The sequence below is a fragment of the Thermomonas sp. genome, from assembly GCF_023953935.1.
Classification (GTDB): domain Bacteria; phylum Pseudomonadota; class Gammaproteobacteria; order Xanthomonadales; family Xanthomonadaceae; genus Thermomonas.
The window spans coordinates 215750-239136 of sequence record NZ_JAMLIW010000003.1; the positions used below are offsets into that span (position 1 = coordinate 215750).

14 protein-coding genes and 1 riboswitch are annotated in these 23387 nt (G+C 66.6%); of the genes, 5 read left to right on the top strand and 9 right to left on the bottom strand.

What is annotated here, in order from left to right; genetic code table 11:
• Positions 1-22: 22 nt before the first annotated feature.
• From M9902_RS05255 to M9902_RS05275, 5 genes are all read right to left on the bottom strand, one after another.
• Entirely contained in the window at positions 23-940 is a 918-nt protein-coding gene (locus M9902_RS05255) for a branched-chain amino acid transaminase (RefSeq protein WP_297170607.1), read from the bottom strand.
• 91 nt (positions 941-1031) lie between these two features.
• A complete protein-coding gene (locus M9902_RS05260; RefSeq protein WP_297170605.1) occupies positions 1032-1640 on the bottom strand; it encodes a DUF4124 domain-containing protein in 609 nt (202 codons plus the stop codon).
• A gap of 105 nt (positions 1641-1745) precedes the next feature.
• On the bottom strand, positions 1746-2570 hold the full coding sequence (metF, locus tag M9902_RS05265; protein WP_297170602.1) for a methylenetetrahydrofolate reductase [NAD(P)H]: 825 nt from the start codon (positions 2568-2570) through the stop codon (positions 1746-1748).
• Between the two features lie 124 nt (positions 2571-2694).
• A complete protein-coding gene (gene ahcY, locus M9902_RS05270; protein ID WP_297170599.1) occupies positions 2695-4140 on the bottom strand; it encodes an adenosylhomocysteinase in 1446 nt (481 codons plus the stop codon).
• A 24-nt stretch (positions 4141-4164) separates the two neighbouring features.
• A riboswitch (S-adenosyl-L-homocysteine riboswitch) is annotated at positions 4165-4241 on the bottom strand.
• Positions 4242-4315: 74 nt separating this feature from the next.
• Positions 4316-6244 (bottom strand): ATP-binding cassette domain-containing protein, encoded by a 1929-nt coding sequence (locus M9902_RS05275; RefSeq protein WP_297221455.1) that lies wholly within the window; start codon positions 6242-6244, stop codon positions 4316-4318.
• A gap of 57 nt (positions 6245-6301) precedes the next feature.
• Between M9902_RS05275 and M9902_RS05280 the strand changes: the two genes are divergently transcribed.
• On the top strand, positions 6302-6838 hold the full coding sequence (locus tag M9902_RS05280; protein WP_297221456.1) for a redoxin domain-containing protein: 537 nt from the start codon (positions 6302-6304) through the stop codon (positions 6836-6838).
• A gap of 24 nt (positions 6839-6862) precedes the next feature.
• On the opposite strand, the gene M9902_RS05285 is transcribed toward M9902_RS05280, so the two are convergent.
• Positions 6863-9946 carry a DUF3427 domain-containing protein gene (locus tag M9902_RS05285; RefSeq protein WP_297221457.1) on the bottom strand — a complete coding sequence of 1028 codons (3084 nt, stop codon included), beginning with the start codon at positions 9944-9946 and terminating at the stop codon, positions 6863-6865.
• Between the two features lie 171 nt (positions 9947-10117).
• Positions 10118-11335: a methionine adenosyltransferase gene (gene metK, locus M9902_RS05290; RefSeq protein ID WP_297221458.1), complete on the bottom strand. Its 1218-nt coding sequence runs from the start codon at positions 11333-11335 to the stop codon at positions 10118-10120.
• Positions 11336-11684: 349 nt separating this feature from the next.
• On the opposite strand from metK, the gene M9902_RS05295 reads away from it, so the two are divergent.
• A complete protein-coding gene (locus M9902_RS05295; RefSeq protein WP_297221459.1) occupies positions 11685-12746 on the top strand; it encodes a metal-dependent hydrolase in 1062 nt (353 codons plus the stop codon).
• Here the strand turns inward: M9902_RS05295 and dusB are convergent.
• A complete protein-coding gene (gene dusB, locus M9902_RS05300) occupies positions 12692-13690 on the bottom strand; it encodes a tRNA dihydrouridine synthase DusB (RefSeq protein ID WP_297221460.1) in 999 nt (332 codons plus the stop codon). The two genes, M9902_RS05295 and dusB, sit on opposite strands and share 55 nt — an antisense overlap.
• Positions 13691-13774: 84 nt before the next feature.
• Positions 13775-14389 (bottom strand): Dps family protein, encoded by a 615-nt coding sequence (locus M9902_RS05305; RefSeq protein WP_297221461.1) that lies wholly within the window; start codon positions 14387-14389, stop codon positions 13775-13777.
• Positions 14390-14480: 91 nt separating this feature from the next.
• On the opposite strand from M9902_RS05305, the gene hrpA reads away from it, so the two are divergent.
• The 3 genes from hrpA (at position 14481) to mrcB (ending at position 23387) form a co-directional block, all read left to right on the top strand.
• Complete coding sequence (gene hrpA / locus M9902_RS05310) at positions 14481-18596, top strand: ATP-dependent RNA helicase HrpA (protein ID WP_297221462.1); 4116 nt, start codon at positions 14481-14483, stop codon at positions 18594-18596.
• Positions 18597-18763: 167 nt separating this feature from the next.
• Complete coding sequence (locus M9902_RS05315) at positions 18764-20803, top strand: bifunctional (p)ppGpp synthetase/guanosine-3',5'-bis(diphosphate) 3'-pyrophosphohydrolase (RefSeq protein ID WP_297221500.1); 2040 nt, start codon at positions 18764-18766, stop codon at positions 20801-20803.
• A gap of 94 nt (positions 20804-20897) precedes the next feature.
• Positions 20898-23387 (top strand): penicillin-binding protein 1B, encoded by a 2490-nt coding sequence (gene mrcB, locus M9902_RS05320; RefSeq protein WP_297221463.1) that lies wholly within the window; start codon positions 20898-20900, stop codon positions 23385-23387.

Consider the following 23387-nt stretch of genomic DNA (forward strand, 5'->3'; position numbering starts at 1 on the left):
CTGCCGCCGTGCCCCGCGTCCGTCAGACCGGTTCCAGCCAACCGTGCTGGTCGGGCGTGCTGCCGTCGAACAGGCCGAAGAACAATTCCTGCATCCGCCGTGTCACCGGGCCGGCCTTGCCGCTGCCGACCTGGCGCGCGTCGACCGAACGGATCGGGGTGATCTCCGCCGCCGTGCCGCACATGAAGATTTCGTCGGCCAGATACAGGTATTCGCGCGGCATGTCGCGCTCGACAACCGTGAGTCCGGCCTCACGCGCCAGCGTCATCAGCGAATGGCGGGTGATGCCATTGAGCAGCGCGGCGCTGACCGGGGTGGTGTGCAGGGCGCCATCGATGACCAGGAACAGGTTCTCGCCGGCGCCTTCGCTGAGCAGGCCGGTCGAGGCCAGCGCGATGCCTTCGCCAAAGCCCAGCCGCCGCGCCTCGCGGGCGATCAGGGTGCCGGAGAGGTAATTGCCGCCGGCCTTGGCGCCGGCCGGGATGGTATTGGGCGCGAACCGCTGCCAGCTCGACACGCAGGCGTCGATCCCGTTTTCCAGCACGCCTTCGCCGAGGTACTTGCCCATCTTCCAGGTCGCCACCGCGACGTCGGTGGGTGTCGCGGCCGACAGCCCGAACCCGCCCAGGCCACGGAAGGCGACCGGGCGCAGGTAGTCGGTGCTGTTGCCATTGGCGGTGATGACCTCGCGGCAGGCCGCGTTGATCGCATCGAGATCGAATGGCATGTCGATCTCGTGGATCTTGGCCGAGGTGAACAGGCGCTTGTTGTGGTCGGTCAGGCGGAAGATTGCCGGGCCGCTGGCGGTCTGGTAGCAGCGGATGCCCTCGAACACCGACGAGCCGTAATGCAGCGCGTGCGCCATGACGTGGACAGTCGCTTCGGCCCACGGCTTGATCTTGCCGTTGTGCCAGATCTTCTGCGGGTATTCCGTCGCCATCGTCGTGTCCTCGCTGCAATTCCAGTGCGTCATTGTGCCGCAATGCGGCAGCGGCCGTGACTGACCGGGGTCACGCGGGTGCTGAGTCGGCTCAATTGCGAATCCACCAGCAACCCATGCGTTTGACCAGGCCGAAGCTGACCTGCGAAGGCGTGTGGCCGTCGGAGAGTACCTGCTCGATCCGCAGGCCGACCACGCGGCGCGCGGGTGGGCTGGGCGGCATCGGCAGGTTGCCGGGGTCCGCACCGCTTGCGGAAGGCGATCCTGCGTCCGTGACGGGCGCCTGCGTGACGACGGCGGCATCGCCTGCGGAAAAAACCGGCACGAGGTCCACGAAGGTGCGGTTGGCGATGCGGTCGAATGCATCCATCAGGCGTTCTGCCGCCGCCGTGCCCATCCCGGTCCAGTCATACAGGCTGGCGATCCGGTTGGCGTCACCGGACTGGATCGCACTTTCCAGCCCGTAGGCAAGATCGCGGACGTTGCGTGCGCACATGCTGCGCAGCGTGCTGCCGCCGGACCCGCTGCCGGCGGGTGCCGCGGGTGCCAACGCGGAGGTGGCTCCGATGTCCGCGCACATCCGGTCGGTGTAGACGATGTTGCCGTTGGCGGCCACGCAGCGGCGTACCTGCGCCTGCGCCGGGGGCACCGGCGCAAGCCCGGAAAACAGGAGCAGCAGCAGAAGTACGGCGCGATGCATCGGCGCAGGGTACCCGCGCCGGCGGAAACGCGGAAGCCTTGGCCTTGAGGCGATGCCAAGCGGCGCTGCCCGGGACAGCGTCATGGCGTCCGGCCTGCCGCCGCGTCAGGTCAACCGCTGCAAGACGGCCTGGATCGGCCGCGCCAGATTCAAGGTGTAGAAATGCAGCCCCGGCGCGCCGCCGTCGATCAGACGCTGGCACAGCTGGGCAACCACGTCGGCGGCCAGTTCGCGCACGCTGTCCACGTCATCTCCGAAGGCGCGCATGCGTTGCGCCATCCAGCGCGGAATCTCGGCGCCGCAGGCTTCGGAGAAACGCCGCAACTGGCTGAAATTGGCGATCGGCATGATGCCGGGCACGATTGGAATCTCGACCCCGAGCCGGCGCACGTCGGCGACGAAGCGGAAATAGGCATCCGGGTTGTAGAAATACTGGGTGATGGCCCCGTCCGCACCGGCCTCGACCTTGGCCTTGAAGTGGCGCAGGTCGACGTGGGCATCGTCGGCCTGCGGGTGGGTTTCCGGATAGGCTGCCACCTCGATCTTGAACTGATCGCCGTGTTCGTCGCGGATCAATTGGACCAGTTCGCTGGCGTGACGCAGATCGCCGGTGCGCGCCATGCCCGAAGGAAGATCGCCGCGCAGCGCGACGATGCGGTCGCAGCCGAGTGCGCGGTAGAGCTTGAGCAGGCTGCGGATCTCCTCGCGGCTGCCGCCCACGCAGGTCAAATGCGGCACGCCGACCACGCCGTGGTCGCTGCGCAGGCGTTGCACGGTCTCGGGGGTATGGCTCAAGGTGGAACCACCGGCACCGAACGTCACCGACATGAACTGCGGCGCATGCGCCTTGAGCTTGCGCACGGTGCGATCGAACTGCATGCGCTGGTCGTCGGTCTTGGGCGGGTAGAACTCGAAACTGATCGGGATCATGCGGGGTTCCGGTGCGCTGCATCTATGCATCGCTTCATCGCGATGAAGAGAATATCAATGATCGCGTGGGCATGACAACCGCGGGCGCAATGACGCCCGCAGCGGATTGCCACGTCGGAGTCGCTCAGTAGCGGTAGTGTTCCGGCTTGTACGGCCCGGCCACCGGCACGCCGAGATAGTCGGCCTGGGCCTGGGTGAGCCGGGTCAGCTTCACCCCGATCTTTTCCAGATGCAGGCGCGCCACTTCCTCGTCGAGGTGCTTGGGCAGGCGATAGACGGTTTTCTCGTACACGTCCTTGTTCGCCCACAGGTCGATCTGGGCCAGGGTCTGGTTCGAGAACGAATTGCTCATCACGAAGCTCGGGTGGCCGGTGGCGCAGCCCAGGTTCACCAGGCGGCCTTCGGCGAGCAGGAAGATGCTGTTGCCGTTGGCGAGGGTGTACTTGTCCACCTGCGGCTTGATGTTTGTGTGGACGATGCCCGGCAGCGCCTTGAGCGCGTCGACCTGGATTTCGTTGTCGAAGTGGCCGATGTTGCAGACGATGGCCTGATCTTTCATCGCCTGCATGTGTTCGACGCGGATGATGTCGCGGTTGCCGGTGGTGGTGACGTAGATGTCGGCCTGGCCGAGCGTGTCCTCGACGGTATTGACCTCGAAGCCTTCCATCGCCGCCTGCAGCGCGCAGATCGGGTCGATCTCGGTGACAATCACGCGGGCACCATAGGCGCGCAGCGAATGCGCGCTGCCCTTGCCGACGTCGCCGTAGCCGCAGACCACCGCCACCTTGCCGGCCAGCATCACGTCCATCGCGCGCTTGAGGCCATCGGCCAGCGATTCGCGGCAGCCGTAGAGGTTGTCGAACTTGGATTTGGTGACCGAATCATTGACGTTGATCGCCGGCACCAGCAGCTTGCCCTGTTCGGCGATCTGATAGAGGCGGTGCACGCCGGTGGTGGTTTCTTCCGAAACACCCTTCCAGTCGGCAACGACGCGGGTCCAGTAGCCGGGACGCTCGCTGGCGACGCGCTTGAGCAGGTTCTTGATGACCTGTTCTTCGTGGCTGTCGGATGCGGAATCGACCCAATCGCTGCCGTGCTCCAGCTCGTAGCCCTTGTGGATCAGCAGGGTGACATCGCCGCCGTCATCGACCACCAGCTGCGGGCCAAGGAAGCCGCCCTTGCCGTCCGGGAAGGACAGCGCGGCCAGCGTGCAGTCCCAGTATTCCTCCAGCGTCTCGCCCTTCCAGGCGAACACCGGCGTGCCGGTGGCGGCAATTGCAGCAGCGGCGTGGTCCTGGGTGCTGAAGATGTTGCACGAGGCCCAGCGCACGTCGGCGCCGATGTCTTTGAGGGTTTCGATCAGCACCGCGGTCTGGATCGTCATGTGCAGCGAGCCCGTCACACGCACGCCCTTGAGCGGTGTGGAGGCAGCGTGCTTCTTGCGGATCGACATCAGCCCAGGCATCTCGTGCTCGGCGATGTCGATTTCCTTGCGGCCCCAACTGGCGAGGGAAATGTCGGCGACCTTGTAATCACCTTCCTGCGAGAAGGTCTTGATCTGTGCGTTCATGCTGGCTCCGTGAGGCAGTGGATGCGGTCACGGGCGCCGTTGTTGCGATGAACCCGCCGAGCCTGGCCGTGGTATCCACGGTCGCAGCGCCCCTCGGCAGGGGTGGCCATTATAAATGGCAAATCCGTTCATGGTTCGACGGACTCACCACGAACGGATTCGGTTCCGCATTCAATCACCCATCCAGAGCTTCCCAACGGGCATAGGCCGCATCCAGTTCGGCTTGCAATGCCGCCAGCGTGTCGTTGGCAGACACGATCGCCGCGCTGTCCTGCTGGAAAAACGCGGGTGCGTTCATCGCTTCGGTGCGGGCGGCGATATCGGACTCCAGTTGCTCGATCCGATCGGGTAGCTGTTCCAGCTCGCGCTGCTCCTTGAAGCTGAGTTTTTTCTTCGCGGCGGGAGCAGGTGGACTTGGCTTTTGCTCGTCATGCCCGCGCAAGCGAGCATCCATGGTGGCCGAATTTTTTGGCTCGTCATGCCCGCGAAGGCGGGCATCCATGGACGTTGCCTTGGCGCCCTGCCTTGGCATAGCCCGCCGCCGCAGCCAGTCGCTGTAGCCGCCGACGTATTCGGCCAATCTCCCTTCGCCTTCCAGCGCCAGCGTGCTGGTCACCACGTTGTCGAGGAAGTCGCGGTCGTGGCTGACCAGCAGCAGGGTGCCCTTGTAGTCCAGCAACAATTCCTCCAGCAGCTCGAGTGTCTCCACGTCGAGGTCGTTGGTGGGTTCGTCCATCACCAATACATTGGACGGCTGCGCGAACAAGCGCGCCAGCAGCAGGCGATTGCGTTCGCCACCGGACAGGCGGGTGATCGGCGCGCGCGCGCGTTCCGGCGAGAACAGGAAATCCTGCAGATAGCCGATGATGTGCTTGCGGCTGCCGTTGATCTCGACGAAATCGGCGCCGCCGGCAACGTTCTCGACCGCGTTGCGGCTCTCGTCGAGTTGGCTGCGGTGCTGGTCGAAATAGGCGATCTGCAGCTGGGTGCCTTGCTCCACGCTGCCGGCATCCGGCGTCAGCTCGCCCAGCAGGATCTTCAGCAGGGTGGATTTGCCGCTGCCATTCGGGCCGATGATGCCGATGCGGTCACCGCGCAGGATGGTGGTGGACGCATCGCGCAAAATGACCTTGTCGCCGAACGCCTGCGCCACCCCGGTCATCTCGACCACCTTCTTGCCCGAAGCCTGTGCGCCGGCGGCTTCCATCTTGACCTTGCCGGTCAACTCGCGCCGCGCCGCCCGTTCCACCCGCATCGCCTTGAGCGCGCGCACGCGGCCTTCGTTGCGGGTGCGGCGGGCCTTGATGCCCTGCCGGATCCACACCTCTTCCTGCGCCAGCAGCTTGTCGAAGCGGGCGTTTTCCTGCGCCTGTGCATGCAGGCGCTCCTCGCGCCGACGCAGGTAGTTGTCGTAATCGCCGGGCCAACTGGTGAGCTGGCCACGGTCGATCTCGACGATGCGGGTGGCGAGCGCACGCAGGAAGCTGCGGTCGTGGGTGACGAAGACCAGACTGCCGTTGAACGATTTCAGGAAGCCTTCCAGCCAGTCGATCGCCTCGATGTCGAGGTGGTTGGTGGGCTCGTCCAGCAGCAGGATGTCGGGGGCGCGCACCAAGGCCTGGCCCAACAGCACGCGGCGCTTCATGCCGCCGGACAGGGCGGCGAATTCGGCCTCGTCCGGCAGGTCGAGCTTCTCCAGTACCTGCGTCACCCGGCGGTCCAGATCCCAACCGTGCCGGGCTTCGATCTGCGTCTGCGCCGCCGCCATCGCGTCCATGTCACCGTCATGCACGGCATGATGATACGGCGCCAGCAGCGCGCCCAATTCGCCCAGCCCCTGCGCCACCACGTCGAATACGCTGCCTTGGGTGTCCTGCGGCACTTCCTGCGCCATCCGCGCGACCACCACGCCGCCCTGCACGCGGATCTCGCCATCATCCGGTTGGATCTCGCCCGCGATCAGCCGCATCAAGGTGGACTTGCCGGCGCCGTTGCGGCCGACGATGCAGACCCGCTCGCCGGGGTCGATCGTGAAGTTGATCTGCGCGAGCAGCAGCGGGCCGCCGACGCTGTAGTCGACGTTCTGGAAATGAAGAAGAGGCATCCGCGAATTTTACGGGCAGAGGGCACAATGCCGGCAGGTTTTCACGCAGGCGATGCCATGAACGCACCGAAACCAGCACCGGAACTGCAATGCACGCAGTGGTTCAACAGTCCCGAGCCGGTGACGCTGGCGTCCCTGCGCGGCAAGGTGGTGGTGATCGAGGCCTTCCAGATGCTGTGTCCGGGCTGCGTGGCGCACGGCCTGCCGCAGGTGCAGAAACTGCGGCGGGTGTTCCCGGAGGAACACGTCGCAGTGCTCGGCCTGCATACCGTGTTCGAACACCACGCCGCGATGACACCGGTGTCACTGCAAGCCTTCCTGCACGAGTACAAGATCGGCTTCCCGGTCGGCGTCGATACGCCGGCGGACGACGGCCCGATCCCGCGCACGATGGCCGCCTACGGCATGCGCGGTACCCCGAGCCTGCTCCTGATCGACCGCGCCGGCCAGCTGCGGCAACACCACTTCGGCCAGATCGAAGACCTCGCGCTGGGCGCGCAGGTGGCGCTGTTGATGGGGGAGGCGGGGCCGGAAGCCCCTGCTGCATCTGCTGGCGGCCAGAACTGCGTCGTCGATGGGGGCTGCGCGCCCTGAAACGACCGGCCTACCGAGGCACCGTCAAGCGACGGCAGCGGCGAAATCAGTATAGAGATCGCCCGGTAAAGGCACCTGCAGTCGCCAGGTAATGGCCAGCGGCCGTTCGCCTTGGTGGGAAACGTAGCCAGCCGGTCCGAGCAGCCAGAACGCACGCTGTTCCGAGTCAATACGGGCCAGCAATACGGCGCATGCGGCGGCGCCATCGAGGGCACGGTAGCGGCGCCCGGTGGGGCTGTCCTCACGGGTAGTGGATTGGCTTTCCCAGTGGATAAGCTCGCGGCTGATCGCGTAATCGCGATAACGCGTGGTGGGCGAGAAGTGTCCACTGGACTTGTCGAGCGTGACCGCGAGCAGGTCGATGCCGGCCTCCGGCAACCAGCGCACGCCTTCTCGCCATACGGGTAGCGCGAAGCTATTGCCACTGGCGAATGCGGCTAGGATTTCACGGCGGCTGTAACGGGCATGGACATGAAGCGGCGTCTCGCAGGGAATCGCCAGCGGTGGCTGTCGGTGGTCGATCTGCGCCTCGAGCACGCCGAGCAGCTCGTCCAGCTCGGCGCGAACTTGCGGGTGCTGGTGCAGCACGTGCGCGGCTTCGGTTAGCGTGTCGATGCCGCTGGCGCGTTCCAGCAGGGTGGCCGCCAGCATGTGGAACAGACGCTGGGCGCGTGGCGTGGCCGTGCTTGCGTCGAATGCATCACTGGCGCGCGCAAGATCGCGCCATGCGAGGATGCGGGTGGCGTCGTTGACGTGCAGCAATCGGCCGAGTGCGCGGCGCAGGATGGCTTCCTGCGGGCCGTGCCGCGGAGTCTGCAGGCCTGCAGCTTCGCGCAGCTCTGCCCACGAGTGGTTGTTGGCGTAGACATCCTCCAGCGCAAGCCCGGTTTCATCGAGGAAGCGGGTCAGCGTCAACTCGGGAAAGGTGGTGGCAAGGCTGCGCAATGCGCTGACTTTTGCCGTCCAGGTGCCGGGCAGGCTTTGACGTAGATTGTCGAGAATAGTCTTGGAGGCCACGGGATCGAGCTGCATCTGGCAGCCACTGGGCAGGAAGGGGAATCCGGCCTCGACCGCTTCGATGAGCTGCTTGCGACTGCCACCAAGCAGCGCACCCAGCCGGCGCTGGAACTGGAACTCGCGCCGGTGCTGGGCGACGAAATCAAGAACGGTGCAGGCTGTCTTGCCGGCGTGGCGACGCAGGCCGCGGCCGAGCTGCTGCAGGAAAATCGTGGCGCTGTCGGTCGGACGCAATAGCAGCAGGGTATCCACCGCCGGAAGATCAACGCCTTCGTTGAATAGGTCCACTGCAAACACGATGCGCACGGTGCCTGTTTGCAGGTCGCGCAAGGCGTTGGCGCGTTCAGCCTCGCTGCTGGTTGCTGATACAGCGACGGCGGCAAGGCCGGCGGCATTGAAGGCGCGCGCCATGAATTCGGCATGGCGTACCGATACGCAAAATCCCAGTGCGCGCATCGTTTCCGCATCGGAAACATGGGCGAGCGTTTGCTTGATGACGAGCCGTGCCAGCACGTCGTTGCCGGTGACCAGCGTCTCCAGTTCGGCCGGGTCATAGCCCCGGCCGCGGCGCCAGCCGACATGGCGCAAGTCTGTGCCATCGCTGATGCCGTAGTAGTGGAATGGGCACAGACGCTGCTGTTCGATCGCGTCCCACAGGCGCAATTCAGCGGCGATCCGGTCGTCGAACCAGTGCAGGATGTCCAGCGCGTCGCCGCGCTCTGGCGTCGCGGTCAGGCCGAGCAGTTCGCGCGGCTGCAAGTGGCCGAGCAGGGCGGCATACGTGGGCGCAGCGGCGTGGTGGAACTCATCGATGATGACCACGTCGAAATGATCTGGAGCCAGTGCGGTAAGGCCATTGGCGGTCAATGACTGAATCGATGCGAACACGTGCTCGAAGAGCGCGGGCCGCGCCTCGCCAACCCACAGCTCGCCAAAGGCGGCATCGCGCAGTGCGTGGCGGAATGTCGCGAGGCTTTGTTCGAGAATCTCCCGGCGGTGGGCCACGAACAGCAATCGCGCGCGGGGCAGGGTCGTGCGCAGTTCCTGGTAATCGATGGCAGCCATCACCGTCTTGCCGGTGCCGGTAGCGGCAACCAGCAGGTTGCGATGATGACCGTGCGTACGTGCCACCGTGATCTGTTCAAGCAGGCGTGCTTGGAATGGCTCCGGCCTGAGCTCGATCGGGCTAAGGTAAATGCGCGGACCGGAGGATGCTGCCTGCGTCAGCTGGCGGAATTCGTCGGCATCGAAGGGGCGGAAGTCATCGCTTGCCCAGTAGCTTTCGAAAACCGCATTGAATTTTTCGATCACATCCGGATTGCGTGCGCCAGCGATGCGTATATTCCATTCCAGTCCGCTCACTTGGGCCGCATGGGTCAGGTTCGATGAGCCGATGTAGGCCGTCGAATAACCGGACTGGCGATGGAACAGCCATGCCTTGGCATGTAGCCGCGTGCCAGAGGTGTCATAGGAAACGCGGATCTCAACGCCGATATCACGCAGGGCTTGCAGCGCTGAAAGCTCGGTGGATTGGGTATAGGTGGTGGTCAGTAAGCGTAGCGGCCGGCCGCTGGCGCAATGTCGACGCAAGTTGTCCAGCAGGGGGCGGATTCCGGTCTGGCGAACGAAGGCCATGAGGACATCGATGCGATCAGCCGAGGCGATTTCGGATTTTATCTGGAAGCCGATGCGTGGTTCGCCGGGGGCATTGGTGAGGAGGGTGGTATCCAGCAGTGGCGTTGCCGGTGGCGTGATCGACTCGGGCGTGCCGTCCGGGTGTCGAGCGCATACGGCGCTCAAAACGCCGCCACGCGCATCCAGTTGGTCGCCGGGATCTGCTTTGGCATCCTCCTGCAGCAGAGCGATGATGCGCTGCGCCAGCGCGATGCCTTGCGGCACGCGCTGTGCATCGTCCAGATCGTCCAGAAGGCGGCGCAGCATGCGGCCAAGATGCAGTGCTAGGCGATCGGCTGCATCGGCTGGGTGTAGCGTTGTTTGTGCTGCAACCAGTGCCGTGTCGATCCGATCGATCCGGCCCTGCAGTGTGGCGTCGATCAGTTGTTCGTAGAGGCCGCGGCGGAGATTGGGCATTGCCCAGGTTAGAGGCACCCGGGGAGGATCGTCCAGTGGCTCTGCCGCGAGGAGCCTAATGCCAACCGGTTTGCTGCGGCGGGGGCAATTGATGCGGATAAAACAAAACAGCCCGCATCGCTGCGGGCCGTTTGGTGTCGCCGGGAGAGGTCGCGCCCCTGCGGTGCGCTCTTACAGTTTGGCGGCCTTGCGCAGGGCGTCGGCCTTGTCGGTCTTCTCCCACGAGAACGCGGTGGCCTTGTGTTTCTTGCCGGCGCCGTCGGTGTAGCTGACTTCCTTGGGCTTGCGGCCGAAGTGGCCGTAGCTGGCGGTGGCCTGGTAGATCGGGTGGATCAGGTCGAGCATCTGGATGATGCCGTACGGGCGCAGGTCGAAATGGGCGCGGATCAGCTTTTCGATCTGCGCATCGGCGATCCTGCCGGTGCCGAAGGTGGTCACCGAGATGCTGGTGGGCTGGGCCACGCCAATCGCGTAGCTGACCTGCACTTCGCACTTGTCGGCCAGGCCCGCGGCAACGATGTTCTTGGCCACGTAGCGCGCCGCATAGGCCGCGCTGCGGTCGACCTTGGAGGGATCCTTGCCGGAGAACGCGCCGCCGCCGTGGCGGGCCATGCCGCCGTAGGTGTCGACGATGATCTTGCGCCCGGTCAGGCCGCAGTCGCCGACCGGGCCGCCGATCACGAACTTGCCGGTCGGGTTGATGTGCACCTTGCTCTTCGGCAGTGCGTCCAGCCACTTTTTCGGCAGCACCGGGGCGAGGATGTGCGCGCGCACGGCCTCGATGAGGTCCTTCTGCTTGATGTCCGGGTCGTGCTGGGTGGACAACACCACCGCGTCCAGGCCTTCGATCTGGTGACCGGATTCGCTGTAGCGCAGGGTGACCTGGCTCTTGGCGTCCGGGCGCAGCCATTTCAGCTTGCCGGCGCGGCGCACCTTGGATTGCTGCTCGACCAGCCGATGGCTGTAATAGATCGGCGCCGGCATGAACTCGGGCGCTTCGTTGCAGGCGTAACCGAACATCAGGCCCTGGTCGCCCGCGCCCTGGTCTTCCGGCTTCTTGCGGTCCACACCCTGGTTGATGTCCGGCGACTGCTTGCCGAGCATGTTGATGATGGCGCAGGTGTGGCCATCGAAGCCGACGGTGGAATTGTTGTAGCCGATGTCGTTGATGACCTTGCGCGCCAGCGTCTCGATGTCCACCCACGCGCTGGTCGTCACTTCGCCGGCAACGATCGCCGCGCCGGTCTTCACCAGGGTTTCGCAGGCCACGCGGGCGGACTTGTCCTGAGTCAGGATCGCGTCCAGCACCGCGTCGGAAATCTGGTCGGCGAGCTTGTCCGGATGGCCTTCGGACACCGATTCGGAGGTGAACAGATAGTTCGACGTCACTTCATTATCCTTGTATTCGGATGAAACGATGGGCGCGAATGATACCGCGTCGTGCCCGTGTCTGCATGGTCGCGCCAACCCGGGATCCAGCATGCCGGATCGGGTCCGGCAACACGGACTTCAGGATACGTGCATGGACTTGTCACCGTTCACCCTTCGACAGGCTCAGGGCGAACGGTTGGGTTCGTGGTGGGCCCTTCGACAGGCTCAGGGCGAACGGTTGAGGTTCGTGGTGGGCCCTTCGACAGGCTCAGGACAGGCCTGTCGAGTCCCCGTTCGTGGTGAGCCTGTCGAACCATGAACGGCAGCGGATTTGCTGATTGGATCGATTTCTTCCTAGCATCCACACATGGATTCGATCACCCACCTGTTCTACGGCGGCGTCATCTGTGCTGCCATCGCGCCCAAAGCCCATCGCCGCGCCGCGCTGTTGGCCGGTGCGGCGCTGAACACGCTGCCCGATCTGGACGTGCTGCCGCTGCTGCTGAGCCACGATCCGATCGTGCGGATGACCTGGCACCGCGCGGCCACCCATTCCTGGCTGGTGCTGCCGCTCATCGCGTGGGCGATCTGGTGGTTTTTCAAGCGTCGTGGGGGGCGGGTGGCGGCCGCGCCGACGCGCTGGTGGTGGGCGATCTTCGTTTGCCTGATGGCGCATCCGTTGCTGGACAGCTTCACCGTCTACGGCACGCAGTTGCTGTGGCCGCTGCCGGTGCGGCCGCTGATGTGGAGCTCATTGTTCATCGTCGATCCGTTGTTCACCTTGCCGTGGTTGTTGGCATTTCTGCTGGCGATGGTGGCGGGCACCCGGCGCTGGGGCGGCCGTGCGCTCGCGGCGGGGCTGGCACTGGGTGTGGGCTATCTGGGCTGGTCGCTGCTGGCCAAGGCGCAGGTGGCGCGCGCCGCCGACAGCGAATTGGCCGCGCTGGGCCATGCCGATGCGCCGCGCTTCTCGGTGCCGATGCCGCTGACGACCTTGCTGTGGCGCGAGGTGGCGATGGTGCCGGGTGGATACCTCGAAGGCTTCCGGTCGCTGTCTGTTGACCGCGGGCCGATGCATTTTCGCTTCCATCCCACCGACGCCGCCGCGCTGCAGGCTGCCGGAGCCGTGCCGGCGGTGCAGCGGATGGCGTGGTTTACCCGTGGATTCATCGCGGCGCGGGTGGTCGATGACGATCTGCTGATCGATGATCTGCGCATGGGCAATGCGCCCGAGTATTTCTTCAGTTTTCGGGTTGCCCGGCACGCCGAGGCTGGCTGGCGTGCCATTCCGGTAGCGGCGGTGCGTTCGCCGCCGCGCGACGTCGGTGCGCAGTGGGATGCGGTCTGGCAGCGGATCTGGACGGAACCGGCAGGTCAGGCGGCAACGGGCAATTCCGGCGCCACCCCGGCGGCCAATGCGTCGAAGTAGCTGCGGGTCAGGCGGAGCTGCTCGTCCGCCGTCTGCGCGCGGTTGACCACGGCGCGAAACGCCGCATTTTCGGGGCGATCCTTGGCGTACCAGCCCAAATGCTTGCGGGCGATGCGCACGCCCGACTCCTCGCCATAGTGCGCATGCAGCGCGTGCAGGTGGTCGATCAGGATGGCGCGTACCTGCGCCGGCTCCGGCTCGGGCAGCAGCTCGCCGCTGGCAAGGTAGTGGGCGATCCGGCCCGGCAGCCACGGCCGGCCCTGTGCGGCGCGGCCGACCATGACCGCATCGCAGCCGGTGGCGTGCAACACGAATGCTGCTTTCTGCGGTGAGTCGATATCGCCATTGGCGATTACCGGGATCGTCGCCACCGCTTTGATTTCAGTGATGGTGGCGTATTCGGCGACCCCGGTGTAATGCTGGTCGCGGGTGCGGCCGTGCACGGCCAGCGCTTTGATCCCGGCGTCTTCGGCAATGCGCGCGATCTCCGGCGCGTTCTTGTGCCGGGCATCCCAGCCGGTGCGGATTTTCAGCGTCACCGGCACGTTGACCGCCCGCAGGACCGCTTCGAGAATCCGCGCCACCAATAGCGGGTCGCGCATCAGCGCTGAACCGGCCAGCACGTTGCAGACCTTCTTGGCCGGACAGCCCATGTTGATGTCGATGATCTGGGCGCCGTGGTCGACGTTGTAGCGCGCCGCGTCGGCCAGTGCGGCCGGATCGGTGCCGGCGATCTGCACGCTGATCGGGTCCGGCTCGCCGGAATGGTCCATCCGTGTGCGCGATTTGGCGGTACTCCAGAAGCGCGGATCGGAAATGGTCATTTCCGATACCGCCAGCCCGGCACCCAGCCGCTTGACCAGCTGCCGGAACGGCTTGTCGGTCACGCCGGCCATCGGGGCCAGCGCGACCGCCGGCTGGATGCTGTAGGGGCCGATCTGCATCGGCGCATTGTACCGGCAGGGTGGGCCTGTCCTTGCGCCGATCAGGTGTGTCGGGGAACGACATCGCGCGCCTGCGGTGCGCTCCTACTGCAGCAGCGAGCGCAGCATCCAGGCGTACTTTTCGTGGGTCTGCAGGCGCTGGGTCAGCAGGTCCTCGGTGGGGGCATCGTCGGCGTCATCGGCCACGTCCAGTGCCACTCGCGCGGTGCGGCAGAACGCTTCGTTGCCGTCCACCAGTTGCTGCACCATCTCGTGCCAGGCCGGGGCGGTGGTCATGCCGGGCTCTTCCTTGATGGAAGTGAGCCTGGCGAACTCGGCGTAGCTGCCGGGAGCGTTGAAGCCCAGCGCACGGATGCGCTCGGCGATTTCGTCCAGCGCCGCCCACTGCTCGGTGTACTGCGCTTCGAACAGGGTGTGCAGCGAATTGAACATCGGGCCTGTCACATTCCAGTGGAAGTTGTGGGTCTTCAGATACAAGGTGTAGGCATCGGCCAGCACATGCGCCAGCCCGGCGGCGATATCGGCGCGGTCCTTGGCGTTGATGCCGATGTCGATCTCGGGGGCACTGGCTGCGGGAACCTTGGCCGGTTTCTGCGCGGATTGCTTGACGGACTGCTTCGCGGACTGCTTGGCGGTCTTCTGGACAGGCTGCTTGGCGGTCTGCTCGGCGGGCTTGCCGGGGGATTTGCTCGTGGCCACGACGGACTCCTTTGTGCGGCGGGTAGGGGGAGTTGCGACAATAAGCGTAGTGCGTTTGACCGGGGAGCGGAAACCCCGCGGGTATCAATGGATGGGGGCCGAGAAACCCAAACCCAAGCGACACCCTGAGCCGACGTTCAGACAAGCCCGGCGCGCCATCGAGGCCGCGCTGACGGGCGACCGTGGTCGCCTGCTGGGGCTGCTGAAACAATGGCAGGGCAAGCCGGCCGATGCGGCACTGCAGGCGGCGTTCGCGCACAAGCTGCAGGCTTCGATCGACGAGCGCGAACGGCGTGCGGCGCGGTTGCCGAAGGCGACGGTGAACGCGGATTTGCCGATCGCCGCGCACGCCGAGGACATCATCACGCTGATTCGCTGGCACCAGGTGGTGGTGATCGCCGGCGAGACCGGCAGCGGCAAGACCACCCAGTTGCCCAAGTTGTGCCTTGCGGCCGGGCGCGGCGCAGCCGGGGTGATCGGTTGCACCCAGCCGCGGCGGCTGGCGGCGCGTTCGGTGGCGCGGCGGGTGGCGGAGGAGTTGCAGGTGCCGCTGGGCGGCGCGGTGGGCTTCCAGGTGCGCTTCAACGACGCGGTCAGCGAGCAGACCGCGATCAAGTTCATGACCGACGGCATCCTGCTGGCGGAAATCCAGCACGACCGCTGGCTGTCGAAGTACGACACCCTGATCATCGACGAGGCGCACGAGCGCAGCCTCAATATCGATTTCCTGCTCGGCTTTCTCAAGCAATTGCTGCCGCGCCGGCCTGATCTGAAATTGGTCGTCACTTCGGCCACCATCGATACCGAGCGCTTCGCTGCGCATTTCGGTGGTGCGCCGGTGGTGCAGGTGGAGGGGCGTGGCTATCCGGTGGAGCTGCGTTATCGGCCGCTGGATGAAATGGTGTCGGATGAAATGGTGTCGGATGAAATGGTGTCAGGGACAATTTCCGGCGATGCGAAGGCAATCGGTCGTACAGGTCGCGAAATTGTCCCTGACACCATTTCCGGCATCGTTGCCGCCTGCGACGAAATCCAGCGCGAAAAAGGCATCGGCGATGTGCTGGTGTTCCTGCCCGGCGAGCGCGAGATCCGCGATGCCCATCAGGCGCTGGAGAAGCGCAAATATCGCCACACCGAAGTGCTGCCGCTGTATGCGCGGCTATCGGCCAAGGATCAGGACCGGGTGTTCCATCCCGGCCCTGTGCGGCGGATCGTGCTGGCCACCAATGTCGCGGAAACCTCGTTGACGGTGCCGCGCATCCATTACGTGATCGACCCCGGCGTGGCGCGGGTCAAGCGCTACAGCCCGCGGCAGAAGCTCGATCGGTTGCATATCGAAGACGTGGCGCAGGCCAGCGCCAACCAGCGCGCCGGCCGCTGTGGGCGGATCGCGCCGGGGGTGTGCATCCGCTTGTATTCCGAAGCCGACTTCCAGTCGCGCGCGGAGTTCACCGATCCGGAAATCCGCCGCGCCGCACTGGCCGGAGTGATCCTGCGGATGCTGGCGCTGGGCTTGGGCGAGATCGAGAAATTCCCCTTTCTCGAAGCGCCGGACCCGCGTGCCATCGCCGACGGCTGGCAGCAGCTGGCCGAACTCGGCGCGGTCGACGGCGAGCGCAAGCTCACCCCCATCGGCCGCACGATGGCCAAGCTGCCGGTGGATGTGAAACTTTCGCGCATGCTGGTCGCCGCGCAGGCGCACGGCGTGTTGCCGGATGTGCTGGTGATCGCCAGTTTCCTCGGCGTGCAGGACCCGCGCGAGCGCCCGGCCGATGCCCGCGCCGCCGCCGATGCCGCGCATGCGCAGTTCGCCGATGCCAAGTCGGAATTCGTCGGCATCCTCAATCTGTGGGAGGCCTACCGTGCCGCGTACGAGGCGTCGAGCCAGTCGCAGCTGCGCAAATGGGCGGACCGACATTTCCTCGGCTTCCTGCGCCTGCGCGAGTGGCGGGAGCTGCATCGCCAGCTCAAGCTGCAATGCGAGGAACTCTTCCCGTCATCCCCGCAAAAGCGGGTCGCTTCTGACCGACGCGTGTCTGCCCAATCCATGGAAGTTTCAGCGAATCCGGAAACGTCCATGGACTCCCGTTTCCGCGGGAGTGACGGGCAACGCCATGAATACACCGCACTGCACCGCGCCCTGATCGCGGGCCTGCCCACCCAGATCGGTCACCGCGGCGAGAAGAACCAGTACGACGGCCCGCGCGGGCGCAAATTCGCGCTGTTCCCGGGATCGAAGCTGGCCAGCAAGCCGCCGCCGTGGGTGCTGTCGGCCACCCTGCTCGATACCGAAAAAGTGTGGGCACTGACCAATGCCGCGATCGAGCCGGAGTGGGCGATCGCCGAGCTGGCGCACCTGCTGGCGCGGCGCCCGCACGACCCGCACTGGTCGCGCGCGCAGGGCCGGGTGCTGGGCAGCGAGCAGATCAGCTTGTTCGGCTTGGTGCTGGCGCCGAAAAAACCGATCCATTACGGTGCGCTGTTTCCCGAGGAAAGCCGGCAGATCTTCGTGCGCGAGGCGCTGCTGACCGGCGAGATCAATACCCGCTGCGCCTTCCTTGCGCGCAACCTGCGCACACTGGAGCAGGCCGGGCAGGAAGAAGCCAAGCAGCGTCGGGTGGGACTGGTGGTGGACGAGGACTGGCAGGCGCGCTGGTATCTGGACCGACTGCCGCCACACGTCCACAACGCGCAGGCGCTGGATGCCTGGTACGGCAAGTTGTCGAAGGACGCCAAGGCCGCACTGGAGTGGGCGCGCGACGACCTGCTGGTGGCCGACCTGACCGACGCTGCGCGCTTCCCCGCCTATCTTGCGCTGGGTGATGCGCGGCTGGCGGTGCAGTACCGCTTCGAGCCGGGCGCGCTGGACGACGGCATGACCGTGGCGGTGCCGCTGCACCTGCTTGGCGCGCTGGATGCCGAACGGCTGTCGTGGCTGGCGCCGGGCTTCGTCGAGGACAAGGCGGCAGCGCTGATCAAATCGCTGCCAAAATCGCTGCGGCGCAACTTCGTGCCCGCGCCGGAGTTTGCCCGTGCGTTTGCGGAGGCGCATCCGCAGCCGGAGGCCGATGCCATCACGGGCGTGCTTGCCCGTTTCCTGAAAAAACTGTCGGGCGTCGAGTTGCTGCCCTCCGATTTCGACGAAGCGGCGCTGGAGCCGCATCTGCGCGCCAACCTGCGCCTGCAGGACGGCAAGACGGTGCTGGCCGAATCGCGCGATCTTGCCGAGTTGCGCGCGCGCTTTGGCGCACGCGCCGCGCAGGCCTTCGCCAAACATGCGGCGCAGGACCTGGCACAGTCGGGGCTGCGGGAGTTCCCGGCGCGGCCGCTCCCGGACAGCGTGCCCGGCGCGGGTGGGGTGCCGGCGTATCCGGCGTTGCGTGATGACGGTGAATCGGTGTTGGTGGTGGTGCTGGCCCGGCGCGGCGACGCCGAGCGCCTGCACCCACAGGGCGTGCGGCGGCTGCTGGCCATCGCGCTGGCGGAGGCGTGCAAGCAGGCGCGCAAACAGTTGCCGATCCAGCCCAAGCTCTCGCTGCTGTATGCCGCGATCGCGGCAAGGGGGACGGACTCGCTTTTTCTTCGGCATGGGCACGAGGCGGCGCGGCACGGCTGGACAAGCGACCCTGACCCCCGTGCCCGCGATCGGTTGCGTGCGGATCTGGTCGAGGGTGCTTTCAATGCGCTGGCGGCTGATGGCCTGCTTGCCGTACGCGATGCCGCGGCCTTCGCCTGCCGCCGGGAGGCCATCGGCCGGGAGCTGTTCGGCGAGGCCATGCGGCGGTTGGGACAAGCCGAAAACATCCTCGATCTGGTGGCCGAGGTACGCGCGAAGCTGGAATCACGGCTGATGGGCTGGGCGCGCGCCAATCTCGATGACATGCGGGCGCAGCTCGATGCGCTGGCCGGCCCCGACTTTCTGCTCACGACCCCGGCCGCCGCACTGGCCGAGTATCCGCGCTGGCTGAAGGCGCTGGCGCTGCGCGCCGAACGCGCCCAGCGCGATCCGGTCAAGGACCAGGCGCGGATGCTGGAGTTCAAGCCATTCCAGGATGCGCTGGCCGCTGCCGACGCCGATGCCCCGGAGGCGCAGGCCCTGCGCTGGGAGCTGGAAGAATTGCGGGTGTCGCTGTTTGCGCAGGAATTGGGGGTGAAGGGCCGGGTATCGGCCAAACGACTGGCGCAGCGGTTGCAGCGCCTGGCTTGATCCGGAGGCTGGCCGAGCCGCATCGGCGCCGCTACTGTAGAGCCATGCACGCCGCTGCCGTCCCCACCGTTTCCGGCTATGCCGACGCTCTGGCGCGCGTCCCGGAAGGCGCGCTGCCCGAGGCATTGGCGGCTTTCTGGCTGGAGCGGGCCAACGCCGGCGCGGCGATGCGTGATCGCGGCGAAGTGCTGATCGATACCCTGACGATCCTGGATTCACTGCATGCCGATGCCGAGGTGATCGCGGCGGCACTGCTGGATGCCGCGATGGATCTGGCCGAGGCCACCCGGCAGGCCGGGCTCGACATCCCGGAGCGCCTGCGAATCCTGCTCGAAGGCCAACGCGCCGCCAGTCGGGTCTGGGCGCTGCACCGCAGCCACGGCGGCGGCCGCAATCCCGAGGGCATGCGTCGACTGCTGCTGGCGCTGGTGCGCGACTTGCGGGTGGTGACGATCGTGCTGGCGCGCCAGCTGGCGCGCATGCGCGCGGCCTGGAGGCTGCCGGAACCCGAGCAGCAGGCGCTGGCGAAGCTGACCCGTGACATCCACGCGCCGCTGGCCAACCGGCTCGGTATCGGCCAACTGAAGTGGGAGCTGGAGGACCTCGCTTTCCGCATCCTGCAACCGGCGGACTACCTCCAGATCGCGCGGCTGCTGGACGACAGCCGCGGTGGTCGCGAGCGCTTCGTACTCAAGGTGGTCAAGCAACTTCGCGCCGCGCTGCTGGCGCAGGGCATGGACGCGGACGTGGCCGGTCGTCCGAAGCACATCTACAGCATCTGGCGGAAGATGCGGCGCAAAGGCGTGGGCATCGACGAACTCTATGACCTGCGCGCGGTGCGGGTGCTGGTGGACGACGTCCCGTCCTGCTACGCCGCGCTGGGGCAGGTGCACGCGATGTGGGTACCGATCCCCAGCGAGTTCGACGACTACATTGCCAGACCGAAGCCGAACGGGTACCGTTCCTTGCATACCGCGGTGATCGGTCCGGAGGGCAAGACCCTCGAAGTCCAGATCCGCACCCGCGAGATGCATGCCCAGGCCGATCTGGGCGTGGCCGCCCACTGGCGCTACAAGGAAGGCAGCAGCGCCGGCGGGGCGGCGATGGACAAGCGCATCGCCTGGATGCGCAAGCTGCTGGAACAGGCCGCCGAGGCCGCCCGCGAAGGCGAGCCGGCGCCGCTGCAGGGCGTGGACAGTGACCTGATCGAAGACCGGGTGTATGCGCTCACGCCCAAGGGCGAAGTGATCGACCTGCCGCAGGGCGGCACCGTGCTCGATTTCGCATACGCGGTTCACACGATGGTCGGGCACCGCTGCCGGGGCGCCAAGGTCGACGGCCGGATCGTGCCGCTGTCGCATGCGCTGCACACCGGGCAACGGGTCGAGATCCTCACCGGCAAGATCCCCGACCCGAGCCGTGACTGGCTGCTGGCCAGTAGTGGCTTCCTCGCCAGCTCGCGCTCGCGAGAGAAAGTGCGCTCCTGGTTCAACAAGCTCGATCGCGAGCGCAATCTGCAGGCGGGGCGCGATTTGCTGGATCACGACCTGCGCCGGATGGGCCTGCTGCACGCCGACCTGGCGCCGGTGCTGGCACGCTTCAACGCCCAGACCGAGGACGACCTGCTGGTGGCGGTGGCGCTGGGGGACGTCGGGCCTGGCCAGGTCGGCCGGTCGCTGCTGGAACTGGAGAAACCCGCGCCACCGCCGGAGCCGCCGTCTGCGCCCCTCACGCCGGCCGAAGGCGTGACGGCGCGCAGCGCCGGCACCGTCACCGTGCAGGGCGTGGACAACCTGCTGGCGCAGGTAGCGCGCTGCTGCCAGCCGCTGCCGGGCGAGGCCATCGTCGGCTACCTGACCCGCGCGCGCGGGGTCAGCGTCCACCGCCCGGACTGCGCCGCTTTCCTGCGGCTGGTGGCGAAAGAGCCGGCGCGTGCGCTGCCGGTGGAGTGGGGCGCGCGCCAGAGCGGGCAGAGCGTGGCGATCCGGATCGAGGCGCTCGACCGCAAGGCTTTGCTCAAGGACATCACCACCCTGATGGCCCAGCTGGGGGTCCACGTCCTCGGGCTGAACGCGGAGCAGAGGCGCGGCGGCCATGGCCAGGTGCGGATCGCTCTGCATGCGCGGGTGGCCGATTTCGGCCAGCTCGGGCTGCTGCTGGCCCGGCTGGAATCGTTGCCCGGCGTGCGCTCGGCGCGCCGGGATTGAGGGCGCTGCCTGCGCGGGTTCAAGGCAGCGTCATCCGACTGCGCTAGACTGCTCGCGGCTGTGCCAGTGACGCTCAGGAGTTCCCAGTTCGCCCATGCCCCGGATCGAAGACGATGACCTGCGCGACGGGGACGACGACGAGGTCGGCGCGGACGATGAAGGCAGCGGTTGGCACGGCGGTCTGCTGCGCTTGGGACTGCTGGGCCTGGCCCTGCTGCTGGGTTTCCTGATTCCGTATCTGCTCTATCTCAACCACGAGGTGGGCGAACGCTTCGGCAAATTGCGCTGGCAGGTGCCGACCCGGGTCTACGCCCGCCCGCTGGTGCTGCGGGACGGGCTGGCGATGGACGCCCAGACCCTGCAAATCGAACTGCATGCGGCCGGCTACCGGGCCGGCAACGGCAAGGCGCCGGGCAGCTACGCCCGCGATGGCGCGCGCTGGCGGATTTCCAGCCGTGGCTATGACGATATCGACGGCCGGGTGGCGCCGGCGGTGGTCGAGGTGACGCTGGCTGGCAGCACGGTGGCGACGATCCGCGATGTTTCCGGCAGGCGCATGCTGCGCAGCGCGCGCATGGATCCGGCCCGGATCGCGACCTTGTACGGCCAGCTGCAGGAGGAGCGCCGGCTGGTGCGGATCGACGAAGTCCCGGAGCTGCTGGTCACGGGGCTGCAGGCGGTGGAGGACCGCGATTTCAATCACCACATCGGCGTCGATTTCAGCGGCATGCTGCGCGCGGTCTTCGTCAACATCAAATCCGGCGGCGAGACCCGCCAGGGGGCCAGCACCCTGACCCAGCAGCTGGCGCGCAGCGGCCTGCTCGGGATCGGCAAGGAGCAGACTTACCGGCGCAAGTTCAAGGAAATCCTGTTCGCGCTGCTGCTCGAGGCGCGCTACGACAAGCGCACGATCATGGAGGCCTACCTCAACCAGGTCGACCTTGGCCAGAACGGCGCCCAGTCCATCCGTGGCGTCGCCGCCGCATCCGAATTCTGGTTCGGCAAGGACCTGAAGAGCCTGTCGTCAGAACAAATCGCGCTGCTGATCGGCATGGTCAAGGGACCGTCCTGGTACAACCCTCGGCGCAATCCGGAACGTGCGCTGGAACGCCGCAACTTCGTCCTCAAGCAGATGTTGGACACCCACCTAATCGATGCGGCGAGCTACCACCGCGCGGTCGCGGCCCCGCTCGGCGTGACGGCCACGCCCGGCACGCCCAATGCCAATCGTTTCCCGGCCTACGTCGATCTCGTGCGCAAGCAGCTGGCGCGCGATTACCCGGCGGACCAGCTTTCCGGCGCCGGCCTGATCGTGATGAGCGGCATGTCTCCTTCTGCCCAAGGCTATGCCGAGGGGGCGGTGCAGCGCACCTTGACCGCGCTGGATCGCCGCGGCCGGCCGCCGCTGCAGACCGGGTTGGTGATGACCGATGTCCACAACGGCGACGTGCTGGCGGTGGTCGGTTCCCGGGAGTTCACCCAGCCCGGCTTCAATCGCGCGGTGGATGCGCGACGCCCGGTCGGCTCGCTGTTGAAACCGTTCGTCTACCTGCTGGCGTTTTCGCAACCGGACAAGTGGTCATTGGCGACGACCATCAGCGATGCCCCGGTCGAGGTCGGGCTCGGTCGTGGGCGGAAGTGGAAGCCGGGCAATGCCGACGGGCGCAGCCATGGCGACGTGGCCCTGGTCGATGCGCTGGCGCACAGCTACAACCAGGCAACCGTGCGGCTCGGGATGGCAGTGGGCACGCAGCGGCTGGCGGATCTGATCCACGTCCTGACCGGGGTCACGACCAATCCGCAGCCCGCGCTGATCCTCGGGGCCACCGATCAGAGCCCGTTCATGATGGCGCAGCTCTACGAGTTCCTCGCCTCGGAAGGCGAGATCCATCCACTGCACGCGGTGCGCGGTGTGCTCGATGCGCGGGGTCGCGCGATCAAGCGCTACGACAGCTCGGTGCCGCCGGCGCAGCCGGGCGACTCGCTGGCCGCGCGCCTGGTCGGCAATGCGCTGCAATTCGTCGTCACCTCGGGAACCGCGACCGGATTGCTGCGTGATGGCCTCGGGCGGCTGGCGCCGGCCGGCAAGACCGGCACCAGCAACGATGGCCGCGACAGCTGGTTCGCCGGCTATACCGGTGACCACCTCGCGGTGGTCTGGGTAGGCAATGACGAAAACAAGCCGACCGGGTTGTTCGGCGCGTCCGGCGGGATGCGGGTCTGGGCCGACATCTTCCGGCGCATGCCGAGCGCGCCGCTGCGGTTGTCCAACGCCGGCATCGACTGGCGCTGGGTGCTGGACGGCCAGAGCACCGATCCGGATTGTCCCGGCGCCCGGCACCTCCCGTTCGTGGCCGGGCACGCGCCCGCCTATCAGCCTTGCCAGTACCCACCGCCGCAGGAGTTCGATGAATTCGGCAACCCGCTGCCGTCGCCGGATGATGCCAGCGGCGATCCGCTGGAGCGTGCCGGTCAGTTCTTCCGGGGCCTGTTCGGCGGTGATGATCCGGCCAAACGGGAACCGCCGCCGCCGCAGCCGCCGGCACCGCCCCCGCAGACGCCCGTGGCGCCACCAGTCCAGTGA

What these genes read in the sequence shown, in the direction of transcription:
- hrpA (WP_297221462.1), top strand. Translation starts at nt 14,481, where the DNA reads ATGGGGGCCGAGAAACCCAAACCCAAGCGACACCCTGAGCCGACGTTC.
- mrcB (WP_297221463.1), top strand. Translation starts at nt 20,898, where the DNA reads ATGCCCCGGATCGAAGACGATGACCTGCGCGACGGGGACGACGACGAG.
- M9902_RS05255 (WP_297170607.1), bottom strand. Translation starts at nt 940, where the DNA reads ATGGCGACGGAATACCCGCAGAAGATCTGGCACAACGGCAAGATCAAG.
- M9902_RS05260 (WP_297170605.1), bottom strand. Translation starts at nt 1,640, where the DNA reads ATGCATCGCGCCGTACTTCTGCTGCTGCTCCTGTTTTCCGGGCTTGCG.
- M9902_RS05315 (WP_297221500.1), top strand. Translation starts at nt 18,764, where the DNA reads ATGCGTGATCGCGGCGAAGTGCTGATCGATACCCTGACGATCCTGGAT.
- ahcY (WP_297170599.1), bottom strand. Translation starts at nt 4,140, where the DNA reads ATGAACGCACAGATCAAGACCTTCTCGCAGGAAGGTGATTACAAGGTC.
- metF (WP_297170602.1), bottom strand. Translation starts at nt 2,570, where the DNA reads ATGATCCCGATCAGTTTCGAGTTCTACCCGCCCAAGACCGACGACCAG.
- dusB (WP_297221460.1), bottom strand. Translation starts at nt 13,690, where the DNA reads ATGCAGATCGGCCCCTACAGCATCCAGCCGGCGGTCGCGCTGGCCCCG.
- M9902_RS05275 (WP_297221455.1), bottom strand. Translation starts at nt 6,244, where the DNA reads ATGCCTCTTCTTCATTTCCAGAACGTCGACTACAGCGTCGGCGGCCCG.
- M9902_RS05280 (WP_297221456.1), top strand. Translation starts at nt 6,302, where the DNA reads ATGAACGCACCGAAACCAGCACCGGAACTGCAATGCACGCAGTGGTTC.
- M9902_RS05295 (WP_297221459.1), top strand. Translation starts at nt 11,685, where the DNA reads ATGGATTCGATCACCCACCTGTTCTACGGCGGCGTCATCTGTGCTGCC.
- M9902_RS05285 (WP_297221457.1), bottom strand. Translation starts at nt 9,946, where the DNA reads ATGCCCAATCTCCGCCGCGGCCTCTACGAACAACTGATCGACGCCACA.